The sequence below is a fragment of the Pseudomonas sp. S2_C03 genome (assembly GCF_054668405.1).
Genome location: NZ_CP162766.1, coordinates 2663715 through 2688304 on the forward strand (window position 1 = coordinate 2663715; position 24590 = coordinate 2688304).

The window sequence follows — 24590 nt, forward strand, 5'->3', positions numbered from 1 at the left end:
CCCCTAGAGTTCTCTCAAGGTTGATTCGAGTCGACCCCCGACCCTTTGATGGAGGCAGTAATGACACAACGCAATGTGGTTTTCCCGGCGGGCCGCCAGGCACTTTATGAGCGCTATCGCTATTCGCCGGCCGTCCAATCCAATGGTTTCCTGTTCGTCTCCGGCCAGGTGGGCAGCACCGAAGACGGTTCTCCTCTGGAAGACCTGGATGACCAGGTTCGTCTGGCGTTCACCAACCTGAACGCGATCCTGGCGGCTGCCGGTGCCTCGTTCGATGACGTGGTCGACGTGACCGTGTTCATCGTTGACCCGGAGTCGACCTTCGAAAAAATCTGGGAAAACGTCGTGCCGCCGTTCTGGGGCAGTGCACCGTTCCCGACGGTGACCTGCATCGGTGTCACCTGGCTCGCGGGTTTTCGCTTTGAGATCAAGGTGATCGCCAAACTGCCGGAAGCCAACGACAAGTGATCCGGCGAAGGCGGATTTTGCGCTGCTCACGGTGATCCGTTCAGCGTTAGAATCCGCCAGGTTCGGTTTACTTCAAGGATTTCCGGTATGTCCAGCGTCGACACCTCCCTGCAAGACAGCGCAGCGCCAGATGGCGTTTGTTATGGCTGCGGTGGCAGCAACCCGCACGGTTTGCACATCAAGAGTCGCTGGCATGACGACGGCGTGCATGTCATCGCCGAGCACTTGCCCGAGGCGAAATACTGCGGCTGGCCGGATCTGGTCTACGGCGGTCTGATCGCGATGCTGGTGGACTGTCATTCCAACTGGACGGCGATGGCTTATCACTATCGCCAGGAGAACCGCGAAGTCGCCAGCCTGCCGCGCATCAACTGCGTGACCGGCAACCTGGGCATCAAGTTCATCAAGCCAACGCCCATGGGCGTACCGTTGGTTCTCAAGGCGAAAGTCGAGGGCGAAGTCGGCCGCAAGACCCGTGTTATCTGCGAGGTGTATGCGGGGGATGTGCTGACGGCGGTCGGCGATTCGACATTCGTGCGCGTGGACGCCGAGCAGTTGGCGGCGCAGGCGCACGGTCGGTAAACACCAGCAATCCCACAGGGATCCAACCGTCCCTGTAGGAGCGAGCTTGTCGAGGCGTCGAACCGTCGCGATGGTCGCCCGGACACCGCGGGCATCAGATCCCCCGCGTCATCGTTGACCTCCATCGCGAATAAATTCGCTCCTACAGGTCTAGCGCTGTCCCTGTAGGAGCGAGCACGCTCGCGATGGTAGCCCGGCCACCGCGGGGCACCAGATCTCCCGCGTCATCGTTGACCTCCATCGCGAATAAATTCGCTCCTACAGGTCTGGCGCTGTCCCTGTAGGAGCGAGCATGCTCGCGATGGTCGCCCGGGCACCGCGGGGCATCAGATCTCCCGCGTCATCGTTGACCTCCATCGCGAATAAATTCGCTCCTACAGGTCTGGCGCTGTCCCTGTAGGAGCGAGCTTGTCGAGGCGTCGAACCGTCGCGATGGTCGCCCGGGCACCGCGCGGCATCAGATCTCCCGCGTCATCCATCGCGAATGAGTTCGCTCCTACAGTTGACGCATTAGAGATCCGTGATTTCCTTGTGGCGCGGAACCAGCAGTTTCATTCCGCTCCACGCGACCAGGTAGGCCAGCGCACAGATGGCGAACATGATCATGTAGCCGGTGTGAATGTCGTTGATCGACTTGTAATAATCGAACACCCAACCACCGATCTTGGTCATTACCACACCGCCCAAACCACCGGCCAGACCACCGATACCAACGACCGAAGCGATAGTCTTCTGCGGGAACATGTCGGAAACGGTAGTAAAGATGTTGCACGACCACGCCTGGTGCGCCGAGGCCCCCACACCGATCAGCAACACCGGCACCCAGAAGCTGATGTAGCCAAAGGGCTGCGCCAGCAGAACCAGAAGTGGGAAGAACGCAATCACCAGCATCGCTTTCATGCGACCGTCATACGGCGCATCGCCACGGGCCATGAAGTAGCTCGGAAACCAGCCACCGCCGATACTGCCAACCATGGTCATGCTGTAGAGCACCGCCAGCGGCCAGACGATGGCAGCGCCCTTCATGCCGTATTGTGCCGACAGGTAAGTGGGCAGCCAGAACAGGAAGAACCACCACACGCCATCGGTCATGAACTTGCCGAAGGCAAAGGCCCAGGTCTGGCGGTAGGTCAGCAGCTTGAACCACGACACCTTCTTCTGCGCCGCGCCCGACTCCGTGGCGGTAATAGGCTGTGCATCACTGCGGATGTAGGCCAGTTCCTCAGCGGACAGGCGAGTCTGGTTCTCCGGTTTTTCGTACAAGGCGATCCACAGTGTCACCCAGATGAACCCAAGCATGCCGATCACAATGAATGCTGCTTCCCAGCCCCACAGACTGGCAATCAGCGGCACGCAGATCGGCGCCAGCACAGCGCCGACGTTGGCGCCCGAGTTGAAAATGCCCGTGGCGAACGAACGTTCCTTTTTCGGGAAGTATTCGGCCGTGGCCTTGATTGCGATGGGAAAGTTACCCGCTTCGCCAATGGCCAGCACCGCACGTGACAGCATGAAGCCGGCGATGGACACCGGAATGACAGCCAGGCCGAAGGCACTGCACACCGCCGCAATCCCCTCGCCCATCGGCACGGAGAAGGCGTGCATCATCGCGCCGGTCGACCAGATGCTGATCGCCAGGACGTAGGCCTTTTTGGTGCCGATTTTGTCGACGAAACGGCCAGCGAACAGCATGGAAATCGCGTAGACAAACTGGAACACCGAGGCGATGTTGGCGTAGTCGGTGTTGCTCCAGCCAAATTGCGAGGACAAGTCCGGCGCCAGCAGGCTGAGCACCTGGCGGTCCAGGTAGTTGACGGTGGTGGCGAAAAACAACAGCGCACAGATGGTCCAGCGGTATTTACCGACCGCCTGGCCGACACGTTGCGCATTGATAGGCTCGTTCAGATTCATGGCATCACTTTTATTTTTGGAGTTGGGTGATGATCTCTCGGGGTCAATCGAGATCAGTGCTTACGCGCAGCACGCCTCCAGGCGCGTCGCGTCAGGCAAGAACAGGGGCACTCAGGAGATCGGCGCAGGGGCCGGGTGCAGCGCAGAGGGCGGTGGCACGGGTGGAGCAGTCAGGACCGGACCACAGGGAGCAAAAGCTGGGGAAATGCAGAAGCGGATTGAGTTCATGATGAGGCCCGGATTTTTTGTTATTGGGTTTGTAACATCATATGTCGTCGTACAACTGCGCCTTTTATAGCGATTCCCCCACCCGGCGTCAATCAGGAAAATAACCGTTCGTCATGCCTGCAAGCTTTAATTGATCGTGATCAAGCGGGCCTGTGGCGGGTTCGCCATGGCCATCAGAAAACCCGGGATATTGTCGTACGACAACGCACATCGCGTAAAAATGTAAGTCAGCTGTGAGAGCCGACTCGGAAGGACTTCATTTGACCAGACGTTTTTCCTTGGACGGCCGGTAACCAAAGTACGAGCTGTAGCACTTGCTGAAATGGCTCGGCGATACAAAACCGCACGCCACCAGCACATCCACCTGGGACAGTTCCGTGTGCTGCAGCAATCGCCGCGCTTCGGTGATCCGCAGCTCCATGTAATAACGCTGCGGTGTGGTGCCCAACTGTTCCTTGAACAGTCGCTCCAGTTGACGCCGGGAGCGTCCGGCATAGACCGCCAGTTGCTCCAGCTCCAGCGGTTCCTCGAGGTTGGCGTCCATCAACTTCACCACTTCGCGCAGTGGCGCGCTGACGCAGATGTTCTCAGACGGTTTGATGCGCCGGTAGCGGGACTCTTCGAACGCCAGGATATCTTCGATACCTTCGACCAATGCTTTGTCGTACAAGCCTTTGATCCAGTCCAGCGCCATGTGGAAAGCACCCGACGGACTGGACGCCGTCAGCCGGTCGCGATCGATCACGTAGGGTTCGCTGGTCACGTGCGTGGCCTTGGCGATTTCCGCCAGGGCGGGCCGATGTTCCGGGTGGATCGCGCAACGATAACCGTCCAGCAAGCCCGCGACCCCCAGGAACCAGCCGCCATTCCACAGGCCGGCCAGGCTGATGCCTTGATCGGCGGCCTGGCGCAACAGGTTGATCAACTCCTCACTGGCCTTCAGTTCGGTACGGTAACCACCGCAGATGACCAGCAAATCAAGGTCGTGGATGGCTGCGGCGTCAATCCGCGCTTCCGGGCGAATCACCAGCCCCAGATCGCTGACCACCTCGCCGTCACTCAAGCCGAAGGTGCGCGAGGAAAACAGCTTGGGCCGCAGCAGGTTGGCAGTGACGATAGTATCGAGCGCCTGTGTGAAGGCCGGCAGCGAAAAATGTTCAAGTAGCAAGAAGCCTGTCCGTGAAAGTTGCACAGGCTGGTCGGGGTTTTCGTTCAGGTAGCGAAGGTTCTTGCCCTTCATGCCTCCACTGAATTGGCGACGTTCGATCAAGGTTCAGAGCACTCGTTAACGTGGACGATCAAAGAATCAGGATATCGCAAACTGCGCACGTTCGTTGCCCCCTGTAGGAGCGAGCAGGCTCGCGATCAATCCGAGAGCGCCACGGGTGTCAGAGACCCAGCGTTATCGTTGACGTCCTTGAAGGATGCAGTTTGCGGAATCAATGCTGCAGCCGTTCACCCAGCGCCTCGGACATGCGTACCAGATCAGCAAACGACTTGGCGTTCATTTTTTTCATGGCATGCCCACGGTGGATCTTCACGGTGATTTCGCTGAGGTTCATCTGTCCGGCGATCTGCTTGTTCATCAGCCCCTTGGCGGCCAGGGCCATCACTTCCTTCTCGCGTACGGTCAGCGACTGATAGTGTTTGTGCAGTTCGGAAAACTGCTCTTGTGTCTCGCGGCGTTTGATATCCGCTTGCAGCGCCGCCGACACCGCATCCAGCAGATCCTGCTCACGGAACGGCTTGGCGAGGAAATCCACCGCACCGGCTTTCATAGCCTTGACCGACATTTCGATGTCGCCATGCCCGGTGATGAATACGATTGGAATATTGGAATGGCTGCTCGCCAACTGGCGTTGAAACTCCAGGCCACTGGCCCCTTGCAGGCGGACATCGAGAACCAGGCAACTGGCACTGTCGTCCTTGGGACGTTCCTGGAACTCCGCCGTGGAGGCAAAGGTTTCGACTTGAATGCCCGCAGAACGCAATAGGTTGCTCAGCGCATTGCGCATGGACGCATCATCATCCACCACAAACACCGTAGGGCTTTTACTGCCTTGATTGCTGGGTGGATTGGCGCTCATGCACAGCTCCCAACTGGAGAAAAAAGTTTAATACACCACTTTATCTCACATTGGCCAGCACACAAGTTTCGGAGAACCCGCTGCAAATACGCGGGTGGACAGGCAATGAAGTACTGCGACGAACAAATGAGTGAAAACGGGTAACGAGGGTCATCCAACACCGCCCCGCCGGGGTTGCGGGGCTTCATTTGAACCTGCCGCTACTTCAAACGACCCTTCATGTACCCCCGCTGAAACCTAAGTATTACCTGGGCCCTGTTCCACTGGCAGCGTGAATTGGACCGTAGCCCCATGGGGCGCGTTGGCGCTGGCCCACAACCGGCCGCCGTGGGCTTCGATGATAGAGCGGCAGATGGAAAGCCCCATGCCCATGCCGGTGGGTTTGGTGGTGTAGAACGAGTCAAAGATCTGCTCGGTATTTTCCGCGGAAAACCCCGGTCCCGAATCGCGGACACTGACTTGCACGCAACCGGCCTCGTCGAGCTGCGCACTGATGTGCAGTTGGCGCTCCCCTTCTGCCACGCCGTTCATGGCTTCAAGGGCGTTCATGATCAGGTTGAGCAGCACCTGTTGCAGTTCTACACGATCCCCCACGATCCGGGGCAGTTGTTCGTTGATCTCGGTCAGCAGCGACGCGCCATTCTTGGTGACCTGGCTTCGGCTCAGTTCGATCATTTCACCGATCGCCGCGGTGATGTCCACTGGGCCCTTTTCGGGAGGTGTCTTACGAATATGCTGGCGAATTCGCCCCAGTACATCGGCAGCACGATTGGCATCGAGGATCAGGCTGCCCAGTACGTTGCGCACTTCATCGATTTGCGGCGGTTGCAGGCTCATCCAGCGCAAAGCCGCATCGGCATTGAGAATGGCGGCGGCAATGGGTTGGTTGACCTCGTGTGCAATCGAGGCCACCAGATGCCCCATGGTCGCCACGCGGTTGGCGTGGGCCAGTTCAGTTTGCACTTCGCGATAGCGCCGCTCGCTTTCACGAATCTTTTCTTCCGCCTGCTTGCGCTCGGTCAGGTCCAGCACGAAGGCCACCCCTTCCTTGCTGTTGGCCTCGAACATCGCCAGGCCGACAATCACCGGCAGACGACCGCCGTCCTTGGTGAAGTACTCTTTCTCATAAGGCTGTGCATAGCCGGTGCGCATCGCCTCGGCCAGGTGACGCTCGCTCATCTCGCGAAACGGCGGTGTCGTCAGGTCGCGCCAGCGCAGCAGCCCCGAAGTGAGATCTGCGCGTTCAAAGCGAACCATGCGCAGGAAGGCATCGTTGGCTTCGACGATGTCGCCGTTGGCGTTCCACACCAGGATGCCGATGATATTGGCATCCACCAGACGGCGGATCTTGCCTTCGCGCTCGGCCACCTCCCGGTACAGGCGTGCGTTTTCCAGGGAAATGGCGGCCTGGGAGGCCACCAGTTTCAGTACGGCAATCCGCGCCGGGCTGAACACCCGAGCGGCCAGGTTGTTTTCCAGGTAGAGCGCACCGGTCAGCTTCGCCTGGTTCATCAACGGCAAGCAGAGGATCGAGCGCGCATGACGCTGGCGGATGTAGGGGTCATCGGCGAACGACGGCTCGGTCATGGCATCGTCCATCGAAACGCTCTCGCCGGTGCGCAGGACATGGTAAAGCAACGATTCGGGCAACAGCTTCGGGGTCATCGGCTCGTCGCCCAACTGCATCGAATCCGCGCCAGTGATCACTTGCGCGGCAATGCGATGCTCGCCCGCGTCCGAGAGAACCAACACACCACGCTCGGCGCCGGCCTGCTCGATGGCTGTGCGCATGATCACGTCGATGAGTTTTTCCAGAACGATTTCACTCGATACCGCCTGGGACACCTTGATCACCGTGGCCAGGTCAAGATGTTCGACGGGCGCCGCCATGGTCACGGTTGGCGCGAGGGCCTGGGTTTCGGTGCGTAACGAGGGGTATCGCGCCTCCAACTGGCGCACCTTGCCGTCAGCGCCCCAGCGCAGGTAGCCATAGCGGGCATCCTGCATGTAGACGTTGGCGACTTTGCCCAGCCCTCGGGCCGCATAGAAACGCGCCGCCAGCTCGTTGGCGAGCGCTTCGATGTGCACGAAGCCGCTTCTTTGTGCCGAGTGGATGGCCTGTTCGAACAGCAATTCGGCTTCCATCATGCGCCCTTCCACCCTCGCGATTTCGGCCTCGACCAACGCGGCGCGGCTGGCGAAGTTTTCCGGGCATTGCTGCGCCCAGGTCCGCAACTTCTGTAACGCGGTCGCCATGGCGTCGAGGTGCTGCGAACGCTCGCCGATCTGCAAGTCGTCGCACCAGCGGGCGCGGGTCAATGCGTCGAAGAAGTAAAACTCGGCCTCTTCGAAAAACAGGTACGAAGTCCACAGCAACGGCTTCGCCTTGACGGTGGCCTGCATGGCCATCGGCAAATCGTCGGCCATGTAGCGAGCCTGGAGTTTGCGTATCCAGTATTTGCTCTCCGCCAGGGCCAGGTCGGGGTGGCTGGCGAAGTGAGCCTCGATGCTCGCCTCGTCGAACTTGCTATTGTCGAGGGAGCCAAAAACAGGCGATGCCCCTTGCAGCATGCGAATCAGCGCCAGTTGCGTGCTCATGAAATTGATCACGAGCCCGAAGCGAACTTTACGCGCGAAACTCAGGCCACGTTTGGCTTCGATCCGGACTTCGGGTAAAGGATCGCCGGCAAACAGCGAGTCGGAAATGAGGCTATTGCCAGCGTAAGCGCCATACGGCAGGTCACCGATCCGGTTGGCCGCCACAAACGCACGCCGCACCAAGTCCCGGCATTCACTGACCGGTTTCATCCAGCGCACCGCGAAAATCGAGAAACAGAGATAGGTACTGGCCTCAAAACGCTTCAGGCCGCGTTGCTCGACCAGTGCGCAACCCAACTGACCGAAGCGGAACCCGGCCTTATGATCGCCAAAGCGCCGGCCGAAAACCCTGAACGCGTTGGCATAGTGCAGGCTCGCGGCGTCGCAGTTGCCGCCTTCCAGGCACAGGCTGATGGCTTTGCAAATAGACAGGCACGCCAGGTTCGCATTCGTCTGGAGCGCAGGCGGGAACAACTTGCCCAATGCATTGACGGTCATCAGCGACGCCGCATCTTCCATCAGTGGCAGGTCGATCAGCGACTCGATCTCGCGCTCCCCAAGCAACGACCAGATGTGGTCGTACTCCTGACGGACTTCATCATCGCCGGGATGCGCCGACCATTCGATACCCACGTACCGCAGGTAGTCCAGACAGGCCGCAACTGCACCATCGCTGCGGTCCATGAGCAGGTAATCATCCATTTGCAGGCACACGACACTGGCGCGTTCAACCGTTGTGCTCGCGCGCGGTAAAAGCGCGTCCAGACGCTTTTGCGCAACCGTGAACTGCCCGGTCAGCACTTCGCATTCGGCACGGTTCAACTCCAGTGCAAAGCTCAAATCATGCAGACGACTCCAGCAGTCCTCCCCCAACAGTTGCGCGCCCATGGTCAAATAGTTGTGCGCCGAGGCGTAAGCCGTGGACGCCTTGGCACGCTGGCCCGCCATCAGGTTGAAAGCGGCCAGTTGCTCGCGTTCCGCTGGGTCGGTGAGTAAGGCAGCCCCTCTGTTGAGCTGGCCGGCGATCTCGAAGATCGCCTCCTCAAGTTCCTGGGGGGACGTTTGCGCCGCCAGCAGCCGACCGATGCGCAGATGCGCCTCGGCGCGCTCGTCTTTGGCGATCAACGAATAAGCCGCTTCGTGAATGCGGTCATGAGCAAAGCCATAGGCGCCTTCCAGGCGATGCACCAGTTCCTGGCGAATTGCGTCCCAGAACACCGCGCGAACCTGGGCCTTGCTCATGCCCAGCACGGTGGACAGCGCCGCCGTCCCGGCCACGTTGCCCAGGCACGCCAGTTGCTGCAGCGCGTGCTGGGTCTGCGGTGGCAGGCGTGTGAGCTTGCCGACCATCAGGTCGACGATGTTGTCGGTGTACCCCATGGCATGGATGCGGTCCGGGCTCCAGCACCACTGTTTTTGTTGATGGTCGAAGGTCAGTAGTTTTTCGTCGGCGAGCGCGTGTAAAAACTGGATGACGAAAAACGGGTTACCGGCGGTTTTTTCCAGCACCAGTTGTGCCAGGGGTTCGATATGCGCCGGTTCGTCGTGCAGCGCATCGGCAATCAATCGCTCAATGTGCTTTTTGGCCAGCGGTACCAGGGTGATTTCGTCGATGCGCCCGCCGCCATTGCGAATGGCGTGCAGCTTGCCCGTCAGGGGATGGCTGTCGTTGACCTCGTTGCTGCGGTAAGCGCCCACCAGCAACAGGTGCTGCACGTCGGAACTGGTCAACAAATCTTCCAGCAGATCGAGCGTTGCCGCATCGATCCACTGCAAATCATCCAGAAACAGCGCGAGCGGATGCTCAGCCCTGGCGAACACGCCGATGAATCGCCGGAACACCAGCAGGAAACGGCGTTGCGTCTGCTGTGGTTCCAGGGCCTGCACGGGCGGCGGGTCACCGATGATGAGCTTCAGTTCCGGGATCAGGTCAGTCATCAACCCTGCTTCGGCATCCAGCGCGCCCTGCAATGCATCGCGCCATTGCGCCAGCTCGGTGTCGTTCTTGCCCAGCAATGTGCGCACCAGGCTTTGGAATGCCTGAACCAGTGTCGCGTAAGGAACATCCCGGCGATATTGATCAAACTTGCCCGCCGCAAACAATCCGCGCGGAGGCACCAGCGCCTTGTGCAGCTCATTGACCACCGACGATTTGCCAATCCCGGAATAACCGGTAACCAGCATCAGCTCCGGGGAACCGCTGGCGATGGTCCGGTCAAACGCGGCGATCAGGGCGCTCACTTCCAGCTCGCGACCGTAGAGTTTCTCGGGAATCATCAACCGGTCGGACGAGCCCTGCTCACCCAATGCAAAGGCATCGATTCGGCCTTGGGATTGCCATTGCGCCAAACATTCCCGCAAGTCCTGCTCGATACTGGCGGCGGTCTGGTAGCGTTCCTCGGCAGTCTTGGCCAGGAGTTTCATGACGATCGCGGACAACACTTCGGGTATGGACCTGACCCGCTCGGCCGGTGACTGTGGTTTTTTTGCGATGTGGCAGTGAACCCACTCGATCGGATCCGAGGCCATGAATGGCAGCGCACCCGTGAGCATTTCATAGAGAGTGACACCAAAGGAATAAAGGTCGCTGCGCAGGTCGATCGAACGATTCATCCGCCCGGTCTGCTCAGGCGCCATGTAGGCCAATGTGCCTGCGATAGTCTCCACGGCATGGCGTTCACGGGGCAGCCACGAAGCCAGGCCAAAGCCCGTCAGCCGAGCGCGGCCATCGGCGCAGTTCACCAGGATATGCGAGGGTTTGATGTCTTTGTGCACCAGGCCGCGCTGGTGCAGCTTGCCCAGCGCCTGGGCGATGCTGATCGACAGGTGCAGAAAAGTCGCGGTGTCCATGGGCGCATTCAGCAATTGGAGCAACGGCGTGCCGCCCGGATCCTCCAGCAGCAGGTACACCTGCCCATTTTCCCGGACCATTTCCAGTGGACGCAGGGCCCAGGTGCTATCCAGCTCGTCCTTGAGGGCGAACTCGTGAGCGAAACGGCCAAGGCACGCCGGTGGCGGTTGCTCGGCAGTCGGTCGTGCGATCAGTAAAGGACGGCCGTTTTGCCCCCCTGAGCCCGACGCTCGACAGAACGTACGCTCACCATCGTTCCAGAGTATCTGCATGTGGTCATCCATCGGGGCAGGAACAACAGAAACGTTATTGACTGGAGCACATCGTTTTTATGCTTTTGATTTTTTTGCCGCCTGCGTTTTAAATGCCGTCATTCAGAGTAGCTGTTGAATGGGCAAAACTCATCAACAAAAAAAGAATGATTCCACAGTGGTTTCCAGCAGAACAACGACGCTTTGGTTTTAGCCGATCATACGTAGGTATACTTTTACCCCCTCGCACTTCGCGTATGTTGTACGCACGATAGAACACTTCATGAGCACACCTGATGACCCAAGATCTGCAAATCGTTGCAATCGTTGATGATGACGATTCGGTTCGGCTTGGACTTGAAAACTTGCTGCGCTCCATCGGCTACAAGATAAAGACTTACTGCAGCGCCCTGGCATTTCTCGAAACAAACGATCCGGCGCATACCCAATGCCTGATTTCCGACATACAGATGCCCGGCATGAGCGGCCTTGAGTTGCACCAGAAACTGCTCGCCATGGGTTATCACATCCCCACGATCTTCATCACGGCTTACCCTGAAGCCCTGCCTTCGACGATCTCCGATTCGCCGACGCTGATTGCCTACCTGCCCAAACCCTGTGAAACCACTAAACTTCTGAGCTGCATAGAAACCGCCCTCCATCAGCCACGCTGAGCGCCCTCGCAACACCAAACCAAACCTTCGTATAGGCCAATGCCACTGACGTATGGTTTTTCTGAACCGAGGTAGAACTGCACCCTGGCCCCTGCGCCAATACTATGAATTCACAGCAAACCGCTGCTGCCTTGAATAAATAGACTGAACTTGCGGCGTCCAATAGTTGCACTGTGAAAGTTTAATCAACTTTTACTGGTCACTACTGAACAGCCGTGGGGCAGAGGAAAATTTCATCTGAAATTATCCACTACCATCGGAGACTGACCATGACCTTGCATCTGGATACCCACCCACAAGCCATCGAACCTACCAGCGCGTTCAACCCCGGCACCGCCGGATTCGAAGAGTTGGTGCCGTCTCGCTACGCCCTGCGTGTCGGCGAGATCGACGTGCTGGTAGTCAGCGATGGCGTGCTGCCGCTGCCGACTTCGACCATGTCCACCAATGTCGACCCCGCCACTCGTGCAGCCTGGTTCAAGAGCATCTACGTGGGACCCGACGCATTCGACTGGGCATTGAACGTGCTCGTGATCCGCACCGGTGAACAGACCATTTTGGTGGACGCCGGACTGGGCGGACAATTTCCCGGCTTTCCAAGGGCCGGCCAATTCCCCAAACGTCTGGAAAACGCCGGTATCGACCTCGCTTCCGTGACCGACATCATCATCACCCACATGCACATGGACCATATTGGCGGACTGTTGGTCGACGAGGTGAAGAACAGCCTGCGTCCGGATGTACGCATCCACGTGACCGCGACTGAGGTGGCGTTCTGGGAATCACCCGATTTCGAGCACACCGACATGCCGTCTCCGGTGCCCGATGTGCTTCGCGCGACCGCCAATCAGTTCATTAACGATTACCGCAGCAACGTGCGCACATTCGATGACGAGCATGAGGTGGCACCGGGCGTAGTGGCCAAACTCACAGGCGGTCATACTCCGGGGCACTGCGTGGTCTATGTGAACTCCGGCGGCGAGAAGCTGACCTTTGCCGGTGACGCGCTGTTCCCCGTTGCCTTCGAGCACCCGGATTGGCACAACGGCTTCGAACATGACCCCGAAGAGTCGGTGCGCGTGCGGGTGCGCCTGATGCAGGAAGCCGCTGCAAGCGGTGAGCTGTTCGTGGCTACCCACCTGCCGTTTCCTTCCGTGGGCCGAGTGGCCGTGGATGGCAACGCGTTCCGCTGGATTGCAGCGTTCTGGGACTACTGATCCGCAGATTTGACAACAACGCCCCCGGCCTTGCGGTCGGGGGCGTTGTCGTTTCGCTTGTGGGAACGAGCTTGCTCGCGATTGGACGCCTCGACAAACTGGCTCCTACCAACAGGCAAAAAAAACCCCACATCCGATCAGGCGTGGGGCAAAGGAATTGGTTGGTTGCGGCCAACCAAAGGAGCTCAGGGCAAATCGTTTACAGCGGGAGTCAGATGCAATCCTGGGCAACGCGGCCAAAACTCGAGGGCAAGAAGTTCGATGCCAGCAAGTGTCGTTCGTAGATGAAGACCTTGCCGCCACTGCCAGCCTTGTAGGCCTCCACCACGTTGTCGGCCGAGATTTTGCTCGGTACCACGATCCGGTAGCTGCGCTGGGTCTGCGAGACCGTCGGGTTCATCGCATCGCCCTGCAACCTGGGTACAACGCAGTCGGCGTATTCGGCCGGGGTCTTGCTGGTTTGCAGGGTCAGGGTCGGGTCATTCGGCGCCGAAGCGCAACCGGCGAGCGAGGCCACCGCGATGGCAGAAAAAAATAAACGACGCATCGGTCTCATCCTGAAAAAAAGTTTGGTTGATCAGTTCGAAAGCTGCGCCATAACGGTATTCGCCGATGTATCTGTGCAACTTCATGATCTGCTCTCGATGAGGGCCATTTTCCGATCAATGCTCACAAAGTGGAACTTGCGTTTGGTGATGATCACTATTACTTCTAACAATAGTCGGCCGAACCGCCTTCCGGACGCGGCGCTAACCGTCCGACCTGGCGCTGAGAACGGCCTGCACCCGGGACATCAATTGATGACCGCTGAACGGTTTCCGGAAATACCCTGCAGCTCCCAGTTCCTGGGCCTTCTGTTCGGAAGACTCACGCTGGCAGGCGGTGATGAAGATCACTGGGAAACAGTGCCCCCTGGCCTGCAACGCTTGAAACAATTGAAACCCACTCATGCCGGGCATGCGGATATCAGAGATAAGACAAGCCGTCAGATCATTCGCGCTGTCCGCCAGGTAATCTTCCGCACAGGCATACGTCCGCGCGCTGTAGCCCATTGACCTGACCAAGCTGTCCAAAGAAATACGGACGGTGTCGTCGTCATCAACGATCGAAATTATTGGTGTGATTAACAATTAACTCAACCTTCAATGCATTGGGAGCTATTTGACAAGCCCCCACCTGATTGAAGACTGTCACCCGCCAAAACTTGTTTCAACATACATATGTATAGGTTCCTGCACATAATCTTTTTATATTCAATCCACCCAAGAAATCGCTCACCCACCCTTACTTCCAGCCACTCATACTTAAGTGTGAATAATTCATACCTAGATACCGCTGAAGAAACCGTTTGCATAAGTGACGCGACCGCTCAGTCCTTTACTATTGAACTCATTCCGGCACACCACATTATCCCAGTTAAACGCTCTACAGCATGAATAGCGCATCGAATGACCGGAATGTTCATGACGTAGCCAACTGACCACGTAGGGTGAATATGATGAAGACTTCCGACTTTGGCCTCGCCATCGCTTTTCTTGCTGCAACAGGTTTGATCGCTGGAAATTCGGTTGCCAGGGAGACCTGCGTTGAATCCAATGTCGTCGCCGGCCGCGAGAATAGTGCTCAAGATGACACCTCTCCCCCCGAGCCAGAGTATCGTGCAAAATCGGCTCCCACTCGTATTGCCGAAGGCGGCTCCGATCGCCTGATCGAACGTCGCGTGGCCGAAGGCGGCTCTGATCGCCTGATTGAACGTCGCGTGGCCGAGGGCGGCTCCGATCGCCTGATCGAACGTCGCGTGGCCGAAGGCGGCTCCGATCGCCTGATTGAACGTCGCGTGGCCGAAGGCGGCTCCGATCGCCTGATCGAACGCCGCGTGGCCGAAGGCGGCTCCGATCGCCTGATTGAACGTCGCGTGGCCGAAGGCGGCTCCGATCGCCTGATCGAACGCCGCGTGGCATATGCCGGACAGGGATACGATTCTGCCATGTCCATCAATGCGCACTTTTCGATGGACTGACCACGATTCACTTAGTAGCAGAATCGATCATCTAATTCGTTAGTGTCAACCGAACCGGTTATATGGCGCTCTTGCATAAGAGCGCTTTTTCAGGACCCGGCATGCTGCGGTTCTTTCCTGTTAATACCCTCAAATGTGTATAGAAGGCGAAAAGATGATGCTGACCCGGTTGTGCAAACGATTCCTGGCGTCAGACCGACTGGCTTTCATAGCCTCCTTTTCGGCAGCCATCACTATATCCACCATCAACCTGATGCTTGATTCAGACCTGGCGCATGCAGTGCTTTACATCACACTGTTGTTCATGTCTGCCCATGTTTTCTCCATCAGAATTGTTCTGATTATCGCGTTATTCTGCTTCGTCCTGATTACCGGCGGCTTCGTTATCGAATACTTCTACGAGTCGCAAGGCAGTATCGCTGGCTACGTCAGATGTGTTGTGTCGTTGGTCACCATCACATTGCTGACCTTACGCAGCAAATGGTCAACCAATGAACTGCGCCGCAATCAAGCCTTTCTCAACGGCGCGCAACGACTCAGCCAGACCGGCAGCATGGGTATGCGCTTCGCTCGGGGTCAATGCAAGGAAATTCATTGGTCTGAGGAGGCTTTTCGTATTTATGGATATCCCCTGGACGTCGAGCCTTCCTGGCGCTTGATGGATGACCGGCTGCACCCGGACGACCGTCCCCGCGCTGAAGAGCTGTTAAGCCAGCTGGCCACGGGCGAGTTGGGGAGCAACGTCGAGCTTGAGCGTCGCCTGATCATGCCAGACGGTAGCCTGCGCTACGTCCAGGTGCTGATCAATGCAATAAACCTGGGCAACGCTCATGATCGGGAATACGTGGTTGCCCTGATGGACATCACCTCGGCGCGTAAAGCGGAACAGGCGCTGTTCGATTCGCAGGCGCAGTTGGCGCATGTCAGCCGCGTGACTTCGCTGGGAGAGCTTGCGGCGTCCATCGCCCATGAAGTCAACCAACCCTTGGCGGCCATTGTCTCCAGCGGCGAATCATGCCTGCGCTGGATGGATCGTGATCGACCGGACCTCGGTGAAGTGAAGGCGTCCGTCCATCGAATCATTCAAAGCGCGCGACGCGCCAATGAAATCATCACGGGCGTGCGCTCACTCTCGAAGAAGTGTGTGTCGCAGCCTCAGGATCACCCATTCGATACCATCGTGACAGATACGCTGACCCTGATTCAGTACGAGCTGAGTCACAAACACATACAACAGAATATATTCTTGCAGGCAGGCGGTGCGATCATCAAAGGCGACCGTGTCCAACTGCAACAGGTGATCATCAACCTGGTAATGAATGCCTGCCAGGCCATGAGTCATCTGGGCGAACGAAAACGCTACCTGAACATTCGAACCTGGGTGGAAGGCCACGAAGTGATGATCGCGGTGAAGGACAGCGGCAAGGGCATAGAAACCGGTCAGCTCGCCTCGCTGTTCAACGCGTTTTACACGACGAAGGCGGAGGGCTTGGGCATGGGATTATCCATCTGTCGCTCGATCATCGAGTGCCATGAGGGCAGAATCTGGGCGACGAGCTTCGAAGGTCAAGGCGCGACATTCATGTTCGCCCTGCCCCTGATCACGGCGGCACAAGCAACCTCAAGCACCTTTCAGGCGCCTGGCACGCACGACCTCGTGCCAAGCCTGAGCTTCGGATAATCAAGGGTTGTCAGCTCGCTGAGATGATACTGAACCCGATACTCAACACAGGTCCTGACTCGCCCCTGATTGGCGAAAAACGAGTGGTAATGCCGACATGAATTCAATTGCCAGCCCAACTGCCGCCCTCTCGCAACCACGCACGGTTGTTTTCCTGGCGTACCCACAAATGGGACTGCTCGACCTGACAGGAGCCCAGACTGTGTTCTGGGCCGCGTCCAAGGCCATGGCCGCACGCGGGCTGCCGGGCTATGCCATGCACACGGCGAGCCTTGAAGGCGGCCTTATTCCAACGGCCGAAGGCCTGTCAGTGCACACCACGTCACTCAAGGATTTCACTGGACTGCCGGTAGACACACTGATCGTGCCTGGCGCGCCGAACATCCGCCAGGCCATGGACGACGAGGTTGCGCTGGTGAATTGGCTACGCGAAGCAGCGGCGAACGCCAGACGTACGGCCTCTGTGTGCAGCGGTACGTTCCTGATGGCCCAGGCGGGTTTGCTGGAAGGCTTGCGCGCCGCGACACACTGGGCGATGTGCGACATGCTTAAAAGCGGCTTCCCGACGATCGATGTGGACATTGATGCCATTTTCATCCAGCAAGGCGCGGTCTGGACCTCGGCCGGGGTGAGCACCGGCATCGACATGTCACTGGCATTGGTCGAAGCCGACTGCGGTCGCGAAGTGGCGCTCGAGGTGGCTCGGGAGTTGGTAATCTATCTCAAGCGTCCTGGCGGCCAGGCGCAATTCAGCCACCTGTTGCAATCGCAGATGGATGACGGCGGCAGCTTCGACGACTTGCATTTATGGATCAGCGCGAACCTGGGCGACGCCAATTTGACCGTTGAGTCCCTGGCTCGCCAGGCACAGATGAGCCCGCGCAACTTTTCCAGGGTGTACAAGCGCAAGGTCGGGCGCACACCGGCCAAGGCCTTGGAAATGTTCCGCATGGAAGCCGCGCGGCGGATGCTGGAGGATTCCGAACGCAACATCGATCAAATCGCTCAGTTGTGCGGATTTGGCGATGAAGAGCGGATGCGCTACACCTTCCATCGCCACCTTTCCATTTCGCCGCGCGAGTATCGCAGCCGGTTTTCACGCTGACGGCAGGCGTTTCTTCTGTAGCCAGCCGAGCAAACCACTGCGCTTGGCGTGCACCGTTTTTTTCGTCACGACCGACTCTCGAATTTCCTCGCGCTGGTGTATCAGGTTGTCCAAGGCAACATGCAGGTCGCTGCTTTGCTCCAGTTGGGGGTCGAGCATGTCGCGCTCGATGCGAAATAACCGGCCGCTGGTGAGGCTGCGAAACTCACCTCGCGAGCGTCCTTCGTTGAGGATACCTTCCTCGCCCAGCACTTCCCCCGGCCCCATGCGCCCGGCTTCGATGAGACGCTCACCGTCGTGGATCGACACCGAGACCACACCCGTGCTGATAATCATCAAACAATCAGCCACGGCGTCGAACGCCAACAACACCTGGTTAGCCTGGTAGTCAACAGCGGTCATATGGTCGGCGAGCCGGTCTCGATCCTCAATACCGAGGGAGCGAAATATCCGCACATCTTCCAACAAATGGCGCGGTCGACTCCACGCCTGCTTACCCGGCGCGACCTCCCAGGTGACGCCTGCCGCCTGGAGATGACGATGAGCGAGATCGAACATGAGGTTGCGCACCTCGGTCTTGTGGGATAACGACTCGATGAACCCCTTCAGTTCGTATTCGTTGTATTCCAGGTGCGAACTTTTCACCGAGACCTTGGGCTTGAATCCGGGGAGCAAGGCGCGAGTGCCTTGCAAGGCTTTTTCCAGGGCATCGATGGCTCGACGTGGACGCACGCTGCTGGGAATCGCCATCACGATGCTGACCCCGTAAGCATTACCGGGTCGGCTGAGGTTGAGTATCTTGGCTTTTGCCGCGAGTGAATTGGGGACCACGGCCGTACTGCCCAGCTTGGTCAGCAGGTGGGTAGAACGCCAATCGATCTCCACCACCCTGCCCTCAACGCCGTCGATAACGATCCAGTCATCCACTTCGTAGGGTTTGGTGGTATTGAGCACGATGCCCGAGAACACATCGCTCAGCGTACTTTGCAGCGCCAGACCAATGACAATTGCCATCACCCCTGAGGTCGCGAGCAACCCCTTGACCGGCAACTGCAAGACATAAGCAGCGGCGCCGACAATCGCCATGAGGAAGATGGCCGCTCCAAGCACGTCGTGGAGCAAGCGTGCGGTGTGCCCGCCGCGCGAGGTCAGGCCGGCGCCAAGCACCACCGTAAGTGTCCTGGCTGCAAACAACCACCAAACGATGCCGATAATGGTTGCCATCAGGTTTAGAATCGCGTCTTCCGGCCATAGCGGAGGCTGTAACGGGCTGATGCCCGCCGCCGTCATTACCCAGGAAAACCCGACGAAAACCGTGATGCGAGAACACATGCGCCACACCGGCTGGCCGACGCCGAGCCCACGCCAAAGTGACAAGTCCAGCAAAACCAGAAGCGCTCCGGTGATCAGGGGATGAGTCTGGAGAAAGAGCAGCATGGTGTATTCCCGGCCATTGACATCCGCTCAAGCGACGGACATAAGATTATTTGCAGTACAGGCTGGTTGCATCAGCGGCTCGTCCTGTTCGCTCAGAAACGCGCTGCATCGTGAGCGTAACCAGCGTTCTGCCGGGTCGTTGTGAGTCGCCCCGCGCCAGACCATCGAAAGCTCCTGCTGTGGAAGATCCAGCGGAGCGAACTCGGCACGCAGGCCATCGATCATGGCCATGGAACGGGCAATGTAATCGGGCACGATAGCGATCATGTCGCTGTCGGCCATCAGTACGGGCAACGCGCTGAATTGTGGCACCGCCAACACCACCTTGCGTTGGCGGCCGATGTGGCTGAGTGTGCGATCGGCCTCCTCGATGACATTCCCCATCGAAGACACCACCGCATGTGGACGGCGACAAAACTCGTCGAGGCCCAACTCACCAGACTGAGAATCGGCACGCAACAACATCGGACGGGTTGTACGCAGTCCCTTGCGCCGCGCGTTGGCGGGCAGTTCAAGGGTATGACTGATCCCGATTGAAATTTCCCCAGAGGTCAACAACTGGGGCATTTGCCAGTGGTCCGCGCGACGCACCACCAGCGTCATGTTGGGAGCCTCGATGCGTAGACGACGCAATAGCGAAGGCAACAGCGCGTATTCGACATCATCCGAGAGGCCTACGTGGAACGTTGCCTCGCTGGTAGCAGGGTCGAATACCTGACAGCGACTCAGGGCTGCGGCAATGCCGTCAAGCGCAGGGGCCAGATTGGAAAAAATCTCCTCGGCTCTTGAAGTCGGTTCCATCACCCGCCCTGACCGGATGAACAATGGATCGTCGAACATCAAGCGCAAGCGGCCTAAAGCACTGCTGATCGTCGGTTGGCCGAGGAAAAGCTTCTCGCCAACTCGACTGACATTTCGCTCGTGCATCATCGACTCGAAGACAACCAGCAGATTGATGTCAGCACGACGCAGGTCATTTCTGTTCATCATGTAAACCGCCCGGCATTGAAGCCTTTCAGGTTGGAGTATCGGCGTGCCATCTCGCCCCCCCTATCAACAGTCCGGAGCAACGATGCGCAATGTGTGAACAGGTTATGCCGCTGACCGGCAAACGTATGTCGTACCTCAGGACAGGGCACTCATCCATGGGTGTGGCGTTTCATACCTGAGTATGGCGACGGGCAATAAGGGCGGGAAATCCGCCATCGCAAGATGCAAGTCAGTGGCCGAATTTCAGGGGTTTATGTCCTATCGGATGAGAACCATTGCTTTGTACGATATCGCCCCATGCACCCTCTCCCCGCTATCCGAAGTGCAGGGCAATAATGAAAAAGAATCGGTCTGCCAGTGCGCACAAAGCGTTACCCTTTATCTCCAACATCTTCGCCAAGACACCGCACGCTTCCAGCCCGAATACCCTCAACACCATGATAAACATCAGCCCCAATCCCTGGTTCAATGCCCTGGGATGGCTCATCGGACTCGTGGTCGCCTGCGGGATCGTGATAATCAACTCTGAAACGCAAACCGACTTCGCGCCAACGATCCTTTACATCACCTTGTTATTGATGGCGGCCAATCTCTTCTCGATCAACGTGGTGATTTCCGTCGCGTTGCTGTGCATATTGCTGCTGACCGCAACCTATCTTTACAACGGCGGTTATCAACACTGGAATTCGACTACCGGATTTTTCCGCTGCTTGACCGCCCTGTCGGCGATTACTTTTTTGGCGCTGCGCAGCAAATACGCTGCGGAGCGGCTGCACCACAACGAGCTGTATCTGATCGGCGCGCAGCGACTGAGCCAGACGGGCAGTGTTGGTTTCAGCGGTGATGGCAAGGCTATGTCATGGTCGGACGAATCAGCGAGGATCTTCGAGTATTCGGCGAACGTCCCGCTAAGTGCGCAAATGGTTCTGGCACGCACTCACCCCGATGATTTGCACCTAGTGCACGAAGTATTTGCCAAGGCTGCCCGCCACGACGCCCTGATTGAAGTCAAACACAGGGTGCTGTTGCCCGACGGCCGGATCAAGCACGTGCATATGATTGCCAGCCCGTTGTTCGAGCAACATGACCGCTGCGAATACATTGGCGCGCTGATGGACATTACAGCCAGCAAGGAAGCCGAATCGGCCCTCTTTTGCGCGCACGCACAACTGGCGCACGTTACCCGCGTGACGTCACTCGGCGAACTCGCCGCCTCCATTGCTCACGAGGTCAATCAGCCCCTCACTGCAATCACCAGCAGTGGCGAAGCCTGTCGACGCTGGCTGGATCGGCCTGAGCCAGACCTCCCTGAAGCGCTGCAATCACTGGACCGAATTGTCGCCAGCGCGGGACGTGCCAGCGACGTCATCGGTCGAATCCGGGCCCTCTCCCGAAAGTGCGATCCTCTACGCCAGAGCGAGTTCGTGGACGAGATCGTCAATGAGACACTCGCGCTGGTTCAACAAGAGCTGACCCACAAGGGCGTAACGCTGAAAGTCGAGCTGCTGGCGCATTCAGGTCAAGTGAACGTCGATCGGGTACAGCTGCAGCAAGTCATCATCAATCTGATCATTAATGCCTGCCACGCAATGGAGCAAGTGCAGGTTTGCGATCGCGTATTGTGGGTGCGTACCTGGGTCGTGGCCGGCGCGGCCGTCGTGGAAGTGGCCGATCAGGGAATGGGCATACACGCAGAGGTCATGCCTTCGCTGTTCACCCCCTTCTTCACCACCAAAGAGACCGGACTGGGCATGGGTCTGTCGATCTGTCGCTCGATCATCAATTTTCACGACGGGCGAATATGGGCGACCAGCACGGTCGGCCGGGGGACCTCATTCAAGTTTTCAATACCCGTATCGGCGAATACCACCGGGCGCTGAATGACCGCCCCAGCGTCGCCGATCCAAGGATTCAGCACTCTACGGATGCCCCATGAACGAACAGCACCCCATGAACAAAGTCATCAATCTCGAGCCCATGGTTTTCATCGTCGATGACGATGCCCCCCTGCGTGACGCGCTCGGCAGTTTGTTGCGCTCGGTCGGTTTGCAGGTTGAGTTATTTGACTCGGTCGCCGAGTTCATGAACTTCACTCGTCCTGACCTCCCCAGTTGCCTCGTACTGGACGTGCGGCTGCAAGGCACGAGCGGCCTGGACTTCCAGAATGAATTACTGATGGCCAATATCAATCTGCCAATCGTTTTCATGACCGGACATGGAGATATTGCGATGACGGTGAGAGCGATGAAGGCCGGCGCCGTGGACTTCCTGACAAAACCATTTCGGGAGCAGGATCTGATTGACGCTGTATCCGCAGCGCATGTGCGTGACAAACAACGGCGTGAGGCCGAACGTGGCAACGATGAGTTACGCAGTCGTTACGCAACGCTTACGCCCAGAGAGCAAACCGTGATGACACTGGCGGCATCCGGCCTGATGAATAAGCAGATTGCCAGCGAAATTGGCCTGAGCGAAATCACGGTAAAAATTCATCGCGGCCAGGCGATGCGTAAAATGTTCGCGCGCTCTTTCGCCGATCTGGTTCGTATGGCCCAGACACTCGGGGTGGACCAGGCCCGATGAAGCCTTTATACGCACGTATAGTATGACAAGCGACGGGAGGGCGTATCTTGCGGGGACGGCGGACACCCCTGTTGGGTTCTGCGCCCCCCAGGAAGACCAATGCCCCAGGCCGCTGTTGTATCCGTTGTCGATGATGACGAGTCCGTGCGTAATGCACTGGACAGTCTGCTGCGGTCGAACGGCTACACAGTGCGGACATATGCTGACGCTGAAACCTTCCTCGCGTCCAGCGGGCCGCATGATACGCGTTGCCTTATCTCCGATATTCAAATGCCCGGCATGTCGGGCACGCAATTACACGACGAGTTGTCGGCCAGAGGCATGAATATTCCGGTGATATTCATCACCGGCTTTCAAGGAACCCCTCCCCCCCTCAACCTCCACTCCCCGGAACCCATCGCCTACTTTCCGAAGCCGTTCTCCTGCGCCGAACTCATTGCGTGCCTGGAAGACGTGTTCAATCACCTGAACTGACCTGATCTGCAATGCAGGATCGAATTAATACCTTCGTATATCCCTATCACACCTAGGCGTGGCGTGATTGACCCTATGTAGAAGTGTTCTTCATTCGGCCGATCGATAGCATCTCCCAACAGCGAATCGAACCGTTCCGCGATTCAATCAGGAACACGGTCACGCTCGAACAGCCAACCCGGTAAACGATCGATTTTTTCTCCTGGAGTCTTCCGATGAAACAGCAAATTCTTGTTATTGGCGCAGGGTTCGGTGGGGTCTGGAGCGCGTTGAGCGCCGCCCGTCTGTTGGACAAGCATGACCGCAACGACATACAGATCACGCTCCTGGCGCCACAGGCCGAATTGCGCATTCGCCCACGTTTTTACGAGCCTGATGCACACACCCTGGCCGCACCACTCGGCGAATTGTTTGATGCCGTAGGCGTGAAATTCATCAAGGGCACCGCGGACACTATCGATACCGATAAGAAACAGGTCAGCTACAGCGACGTGTTCGGCACTCAGGGGACGCTCAGCTATGATCGCCTCGTAGTGGCTGCCGGCAGCAAGCTCATTCGTCCTGCAGGGTTGAAAGGTGTCAATGAACACGCTTTCGATGTCGACGAAATGGGAGCAGCCATCGAGCTTGAGACACACATCAAGGCGTTGAAAGACCGGCCCTATACACCTGCGCGTAACACCGTGGTCGTTTGCGGCGGTGGATTCACCGGCATCGAAACCGCTACCGAAATGCCTGCCCGTTTGCGTGCCGCACTGGGTGACGACACACCGATCCGCGTCATTGTGGTGGATCGGGCGCCAACTCCGGGCGCGTCGCTAGGCGTCGGTATCGGACCATCGCTTCTCGAAGCATCGCGGGAATTGGGTGTCGAGTGGATTCTTAACGCCTCGGTCGCTGCAGTGGATGCTGGCGGCGTGACCTTGGCCGACGGTCAGCATATCGAGTCCAATACAGTGATCTGGACCGTCGGTTTCCGGGCCAGCCCGCTCACCGAGCAGGTGGCCGGCACCCGAGACCCCCAAGGTCGCCTGCACGTTGACGCCAACCTGAAAGTTCTCGGCCACGATGACGTTTATGCGGCCGGTGATACGGCGTACGCCGCCACCGATGCGGACGGCAACTATGCCGCCATGTCCTGCCAGCACGCAATCGCCCTGGGCCGTTATGCCGGCAATAACGTCGCGGCGGATTTGCTAGGTGTCAAACCAACGCCTTACACCCAGCCCAAGTACGTGACTTGCCTGGACCTGGGTGCCTGGGGCGCCGTGTACACCGAAGGGTGGGACCGTCAGGTCAAGCTGGTCGGCAAAGAAGCCAAGGACCTCAAGACCCAGATCAACACCGTGTGGATCTACCCTCCGGCAGCCGACCGTGCCACCGCCCTGGCCGCGGCCGACCCGTCGATTCCAGTGGCCTGAGCCGCCTGCCTGTGA

19 protein-coding genes are annotated in these 24590 nt (G+C 58.2%); 11 read left to right on the plus strand and 8 right to left on the minus strand.

Translation table 11 applies throughout. The features are described from left to right. Window positions 1-60 precede the first annotated feature (60 nt). On the plus strand, window positions 61-468 hold the full coding sequence (locus tag AB4N64_RS12015) for a RidA family protein (RefSeq protein ID WP_460125737.1): 408 nt from the start codon (window positions 61-63) through the stop codon (window positions 466-468). Between the two features lie 87 nt (window positions 469-555). Next, complete coding sequence (locus AB4N64_RS12020; protein WP_460125739.1) at window positions 556-1050, plus strand: PaaI family thioesterase; 495 nt, start codon at window positions 556-558, stop codon at window positions 1048-1050. Window positions 1051-1560: 510 nt separating this feature from the next. Here AB4N64_RS12020 and AB4N64_RS12025 read toward each other — a convergent pair. The 4 genes from AB4N64_RS12025 to AB4N64_RS12040 form a co-directional block, all read right to left on the minus strand. Beyond that, window positions 1561-2958 carry an MFS transporter gene (locus tag AB4N64_RS12025; protein ID WP_460125740.1) on the minus strand — a complete coding sequence of 466 codons (1398 nt, stop codon included), beginning with the start codon at window positions 2956-2958 and terminating at the stop codon, window positions 1561-1563. Window positions 2959-3442: 484 nt separating this feature from the next. Then, window positions 3443-4456, minus strand: coding sequence for a GlxA family transcriptional regulator (locus AB4N64_RS12030; protein ID WP_460125742.1), 1014 nt, complete (start codon window positions 4454-4456; stop codon window positions 3443-3445). A gap of 169 nt (window positions 4457-4625) precedes the next feature. After that, window positions 4626-5273 (minus strand): response regulator transcription factor, encoded by a 648-nt coding sequence (locus tag AB4N64_RS12035; protein ID WP_460125744.1) that lies wholly within the window; start codon window positions 5271-5273, stop codon window positions 4626-4628. A 237-nt stretch (window positions 5274-5510) separates the two neighbouring features. After that, on the minus strand, window positions 5511-10994 hold the full coding sequence (locus tag AB4N64_RS12040; RefSeq protein WP_460125746.1) for a trifunctional serine/threonine-protein kinase/ATP-binding protein/sensor histidine kinase: 5484 nt from the start codon (window positions 10992-10994) through the stop codon (window positions 5511-5513). A 275-nt stretch (window positions 10995-11269) separates the two neighbouring features. On the opposite strand from AB4N64_RS12040, the gene AB4N64_RS12045 reads away from it, so the two are divergent. Next, entirely contained in the window at window positions 11270-11647 is a 378-nt protein-coding gene (locus tag AB4N64_RS12045; RefSeq protein ID WP_460125748.1) for a response regulator transcription factor, read from the plus strand. A 269-nt stretch (window positions 11648-11916) separates the two neighbouring features. Next, entirely contained in the window at window positions 11917-12864 is a 948-nt protein-coding gene (locus tag AB4N64_RS12050; RefSeq protein ID WP_460125750.1) for an MBL fold metallo-hydrolase, read from the plus strand. Window positions 12865-13075: 211 nt separating this feature from the next. Here AB4N64_RS12050 and AB4N64_RS12055 read toward each other — a convergent pair whose 3' ends face one another. Both AB4N64_RS12055 and AB4N64_RS12060 read right to left on the minus strand, forming a co-directional pair. Then, the gene (locus tag AB4N64_RS12055) at window positions 13076-13411 is read right to left on the minus strand and encodes a hypothetical protein (RefSeq protein ID WP_460125752.1); all 336 of its coding nucleotides are present in this window, start codon (window positions 13409-13411) and stop codon (window positions 13076-13078) included. Between the two features lie 202 nt (window positions 13412-13613). Continuing rightward, window positions 13614-13916: a response regulator transcription factor gene (locus tag AB4N64_RS12060; RefSeq protein ID WP_460126725.1), complete on the minus strand. Its 303-nt coding sequence runs from the start codon at window positions 13914-13916 to the stop codon at window positions 13614-13616. Between the two features lie 446 nt (window positions 13917-14362). Here AB4N64_RS12060 and AB4N64_RS12065 point away from each other — a divergent pair, with 446 nt between their 5' ends. The 3 genes from AB4N64_RS12065 to AB4N64_RS12075 all read left to right on the plus strand — a co-directional run bounded on the left by AB4N64_RS12065 (window position 14363) and on the right by AB4N64_RS12075 (window position 17670). After that, on the plus strand, window positions 14363-14884 hold the full coding sequence (locus tag AB4N64_RS12065; protein WP_460125754.1) for a hypothetical protein: 522 nt from the start codon (window positions 14363-14365) through the stop codon (window positions 14882-14884). 154 nt (window positions 14885-15038) lie between these two features. Beyond that, entirely contained in the window at window positions 15039-16565 is a 1527-nt protein-coding gene (locus tag AB4N64_RS12070; RefSeq protein WP_460125756.1) for a sensor histidine kinase, read from the plus strand. A gap of 97 nt (window positions 16566-16662) precedes the next feature. Next, window positions 16663-17670 carry a GlxA family transcriptional regulator gene (locus AB4N64_RS12075; protein WP_460125758.1) on the plus strand — a complete coding sequence of 336 codons (1008 nt, stop codon included), beginning with the start codon at window positions 16663-16665 and terminating at the stop codon, window positions 17668-17670. Here the strand turns inward: AB4N64_RS12075 and AB4N64_RS12080 are convergent. Then, window positions 17662-19107, minus strand: coding sequence for a mechanosensitive ion channel domain-containing protein (locus AB4N64_RS12080; RefSeq protein WP_460125760.1), 1446 nt, complete (start codon window positions 19105-19107; stop codon window positions 17662-17664). The two genes, AB4N64_RS12075 and AB4N64_RS12080, sit on opposite strands and share 9 nt — an antisense overlap. Window positions 19108-19134: 27 nt before the next feature. Then, entirely contained in the window at window positions 19135-20097 is a 963-nt protein-coding gene (locus AB4N64_RS12085; protein WP_460125762.1) for a LysR family transcriptional regulator, read from the minus strand. 437 nt (window positions 20098-20534) lie between these two features. Between AB4N64_RS12085 and AB4N64_RS12090 the strand changes: the two genes are divergently transcribed. The 4 genes from AB4N64_RS12090 (at window position 20535) to AB4N64_RS12105 (ending at window position 24575) form a co-directional block, all read left to right on the plus strand. Beyond that, window positions 20535-21977 (plus strand): sensor histidine kinase, encoded by a 1443-nt coding sequence (locus AB4N64_RS12090; RefSeq protein ID WP_460126727.1) that lies wholly within the window; start codon window positions 20535-20537, stop codon window positions 21975-21977. 52 nt (window positions 21978-22029) lie between these two features. Then, window positions 22030-22680, plus strand: a complete 651-nt coding sequence (locus tag AB4N64_RS12095) for a response regulator transcription factor (RefSeq protein WP_460125764.1) — start codon at window positions 22030-22032, stop codon at window positions 22678-22680. Between the two features lie 99 nt (window positions 22681-22779). Then, window positions 22780-23154 (plus strand): response regulator transcription factor, encoded by a 375-nt coding sequence (locus AB4N64_RS12100; protein WP_460125766.1) that lies wholly within the window; start codon window positions 22780-22782, stop codon window positions 23152-23154. Window positions 23155-23369: 215 nt separating this feature from the next. After that, window positions 23370-24575 (plus strand): NAD(P)/FAD-dependent oxidoreductase, encoded by a 1206-nt coding sequence (locus tag AB4N64_RS12105; RefSeq protein WP_460125768.1) that lies wholly within the window; start codon window positions 23370-23372, stop codon window positions 24573-24575. The last annotated feature ends 15 nt before the right edge of the window (window positions 24576-24590 follow it).

Coding starts and splice junctions, on each gene's coding strand:
- AB4N64_RS12015 (WP_460125737.1), top strand. CDS start 61: ATGACACAACGCAATGTGGTTTTCCCGGCGGGCCGCCAGGCACTTTAT.
- AB4N64_RS12020 (WP_460125739.1), top strand. CDS start 556: ATGTCCAGCGTCGACACCTCCCTGCAAGACAGCGCAGCGCCAGATGGC.
- AB4N64_RS12025 (WP_460125740.1), bottom strand. CDS start 2,958: ATGAATCTGAACGAGCCTATCAATGCGCAACGTGTCGGCCAGGCGGTC.
- AB4N64_RS12035 (WP_460125744.1), bottom strand. CDS start 5,273: ATGAGCGCCAATCCACCCAGCAATCAAGGCAGTAAAAGCCCTACGGTG.
- AB4N64_RS12040 (WP_460125746.1), bottom strand. CDS start 10,994: ATGCAGATACTCTGGAACGATGGTGAGCGTACGTTCTGTCGAGCGTCG.
- AB4N64_RS12045 (WP_460125748.1), top strand. CDS start 11,270: ATGACCCAAGATCTGCAAATCGTTGCAATCGTTGATGATGACGATTCG.
- AB4N64_RS12050 (WP_460125750.1), top strand. CDS start 11,917: ATGACCTTGCATCTGGATACCCACCCACAAGCCATCGAACCTACCAGC.
- AB4N64_RS12055 (WP_460125752.1), bottom strand. CDS start 13,411: ATGCGTCGTTTATTTTTTTCTGCCATCGCGGTGGCCTCGCTCGCCGGT.
- AB4N64_RS12060 (WP_460126725.1), bottom strand. CDS start 13,916: ATGGGCTACAGCGCGCGGACGTATGCCTGTGCGGAAGATTACCTGGCG.
- AB4N64_RS12065 (WP_460125754.1), top strand. CDS start 14,363: ATGAAGACTTCCGACTTTGGCCTCGCCATCGCTTTTCTTGCTGCAACA.
- AB4N64_RS12070 (WP_460125756.1), top strand. CDS start 15,039: ATGATGCTGACCCGGTTGTGCAAACGATTCCTGGCGTCAGACCGACTG.
- AB4N64_RS12075 (WP_460125758.1), top strand. CDS start 16,663: ATGAATTCAATTGCCAGCCCAACTGCCGCCCTCTCGCAACCACGCACG.
- AB4N64_RS12080 (WP_460125760.1), bottom strand. CDS start 19,107: ATGCTGCTCTTTCTCCAGACTCATCCCCTGATCACCGGAGCGCTTCTG.
- AB4N64_RS12085 (WP_460125762.1), bottom strand. CDS start 20,097: ATGATGAACAGAAATGACCTGCGTCGTGCTGACATCAATCTGCTGGTT.
- AB4N64_RS12090 (WP_460126727.1), top strand. CDS start 20,535: ATGATAAACATCAGCCCCAATCCCTGGTTCAATGCCCTGGGATGGCTC.
- AB4N64_RS12095 (WP_460125764.1), top strand. CDS start 22,030: ATGAACGAACAGCACCCCATGAACAAAGTCATCAATCTCGAGCCCATG.
- AB4N64_RS12100 (WP_460125766.1), top strand. CDS start 22,780: ATGCCCCAGGCCGCTGTTGTATCCGTTGTCGATGATGACGAGTCCGTG.
- AB4N64_RS12105 (WP_460125768.1), top strand. CDS start 23,370: ATGAAACAGCAAATTCTTGTTATTGGCGCAGGGTTCGGTGGGGTCTGG.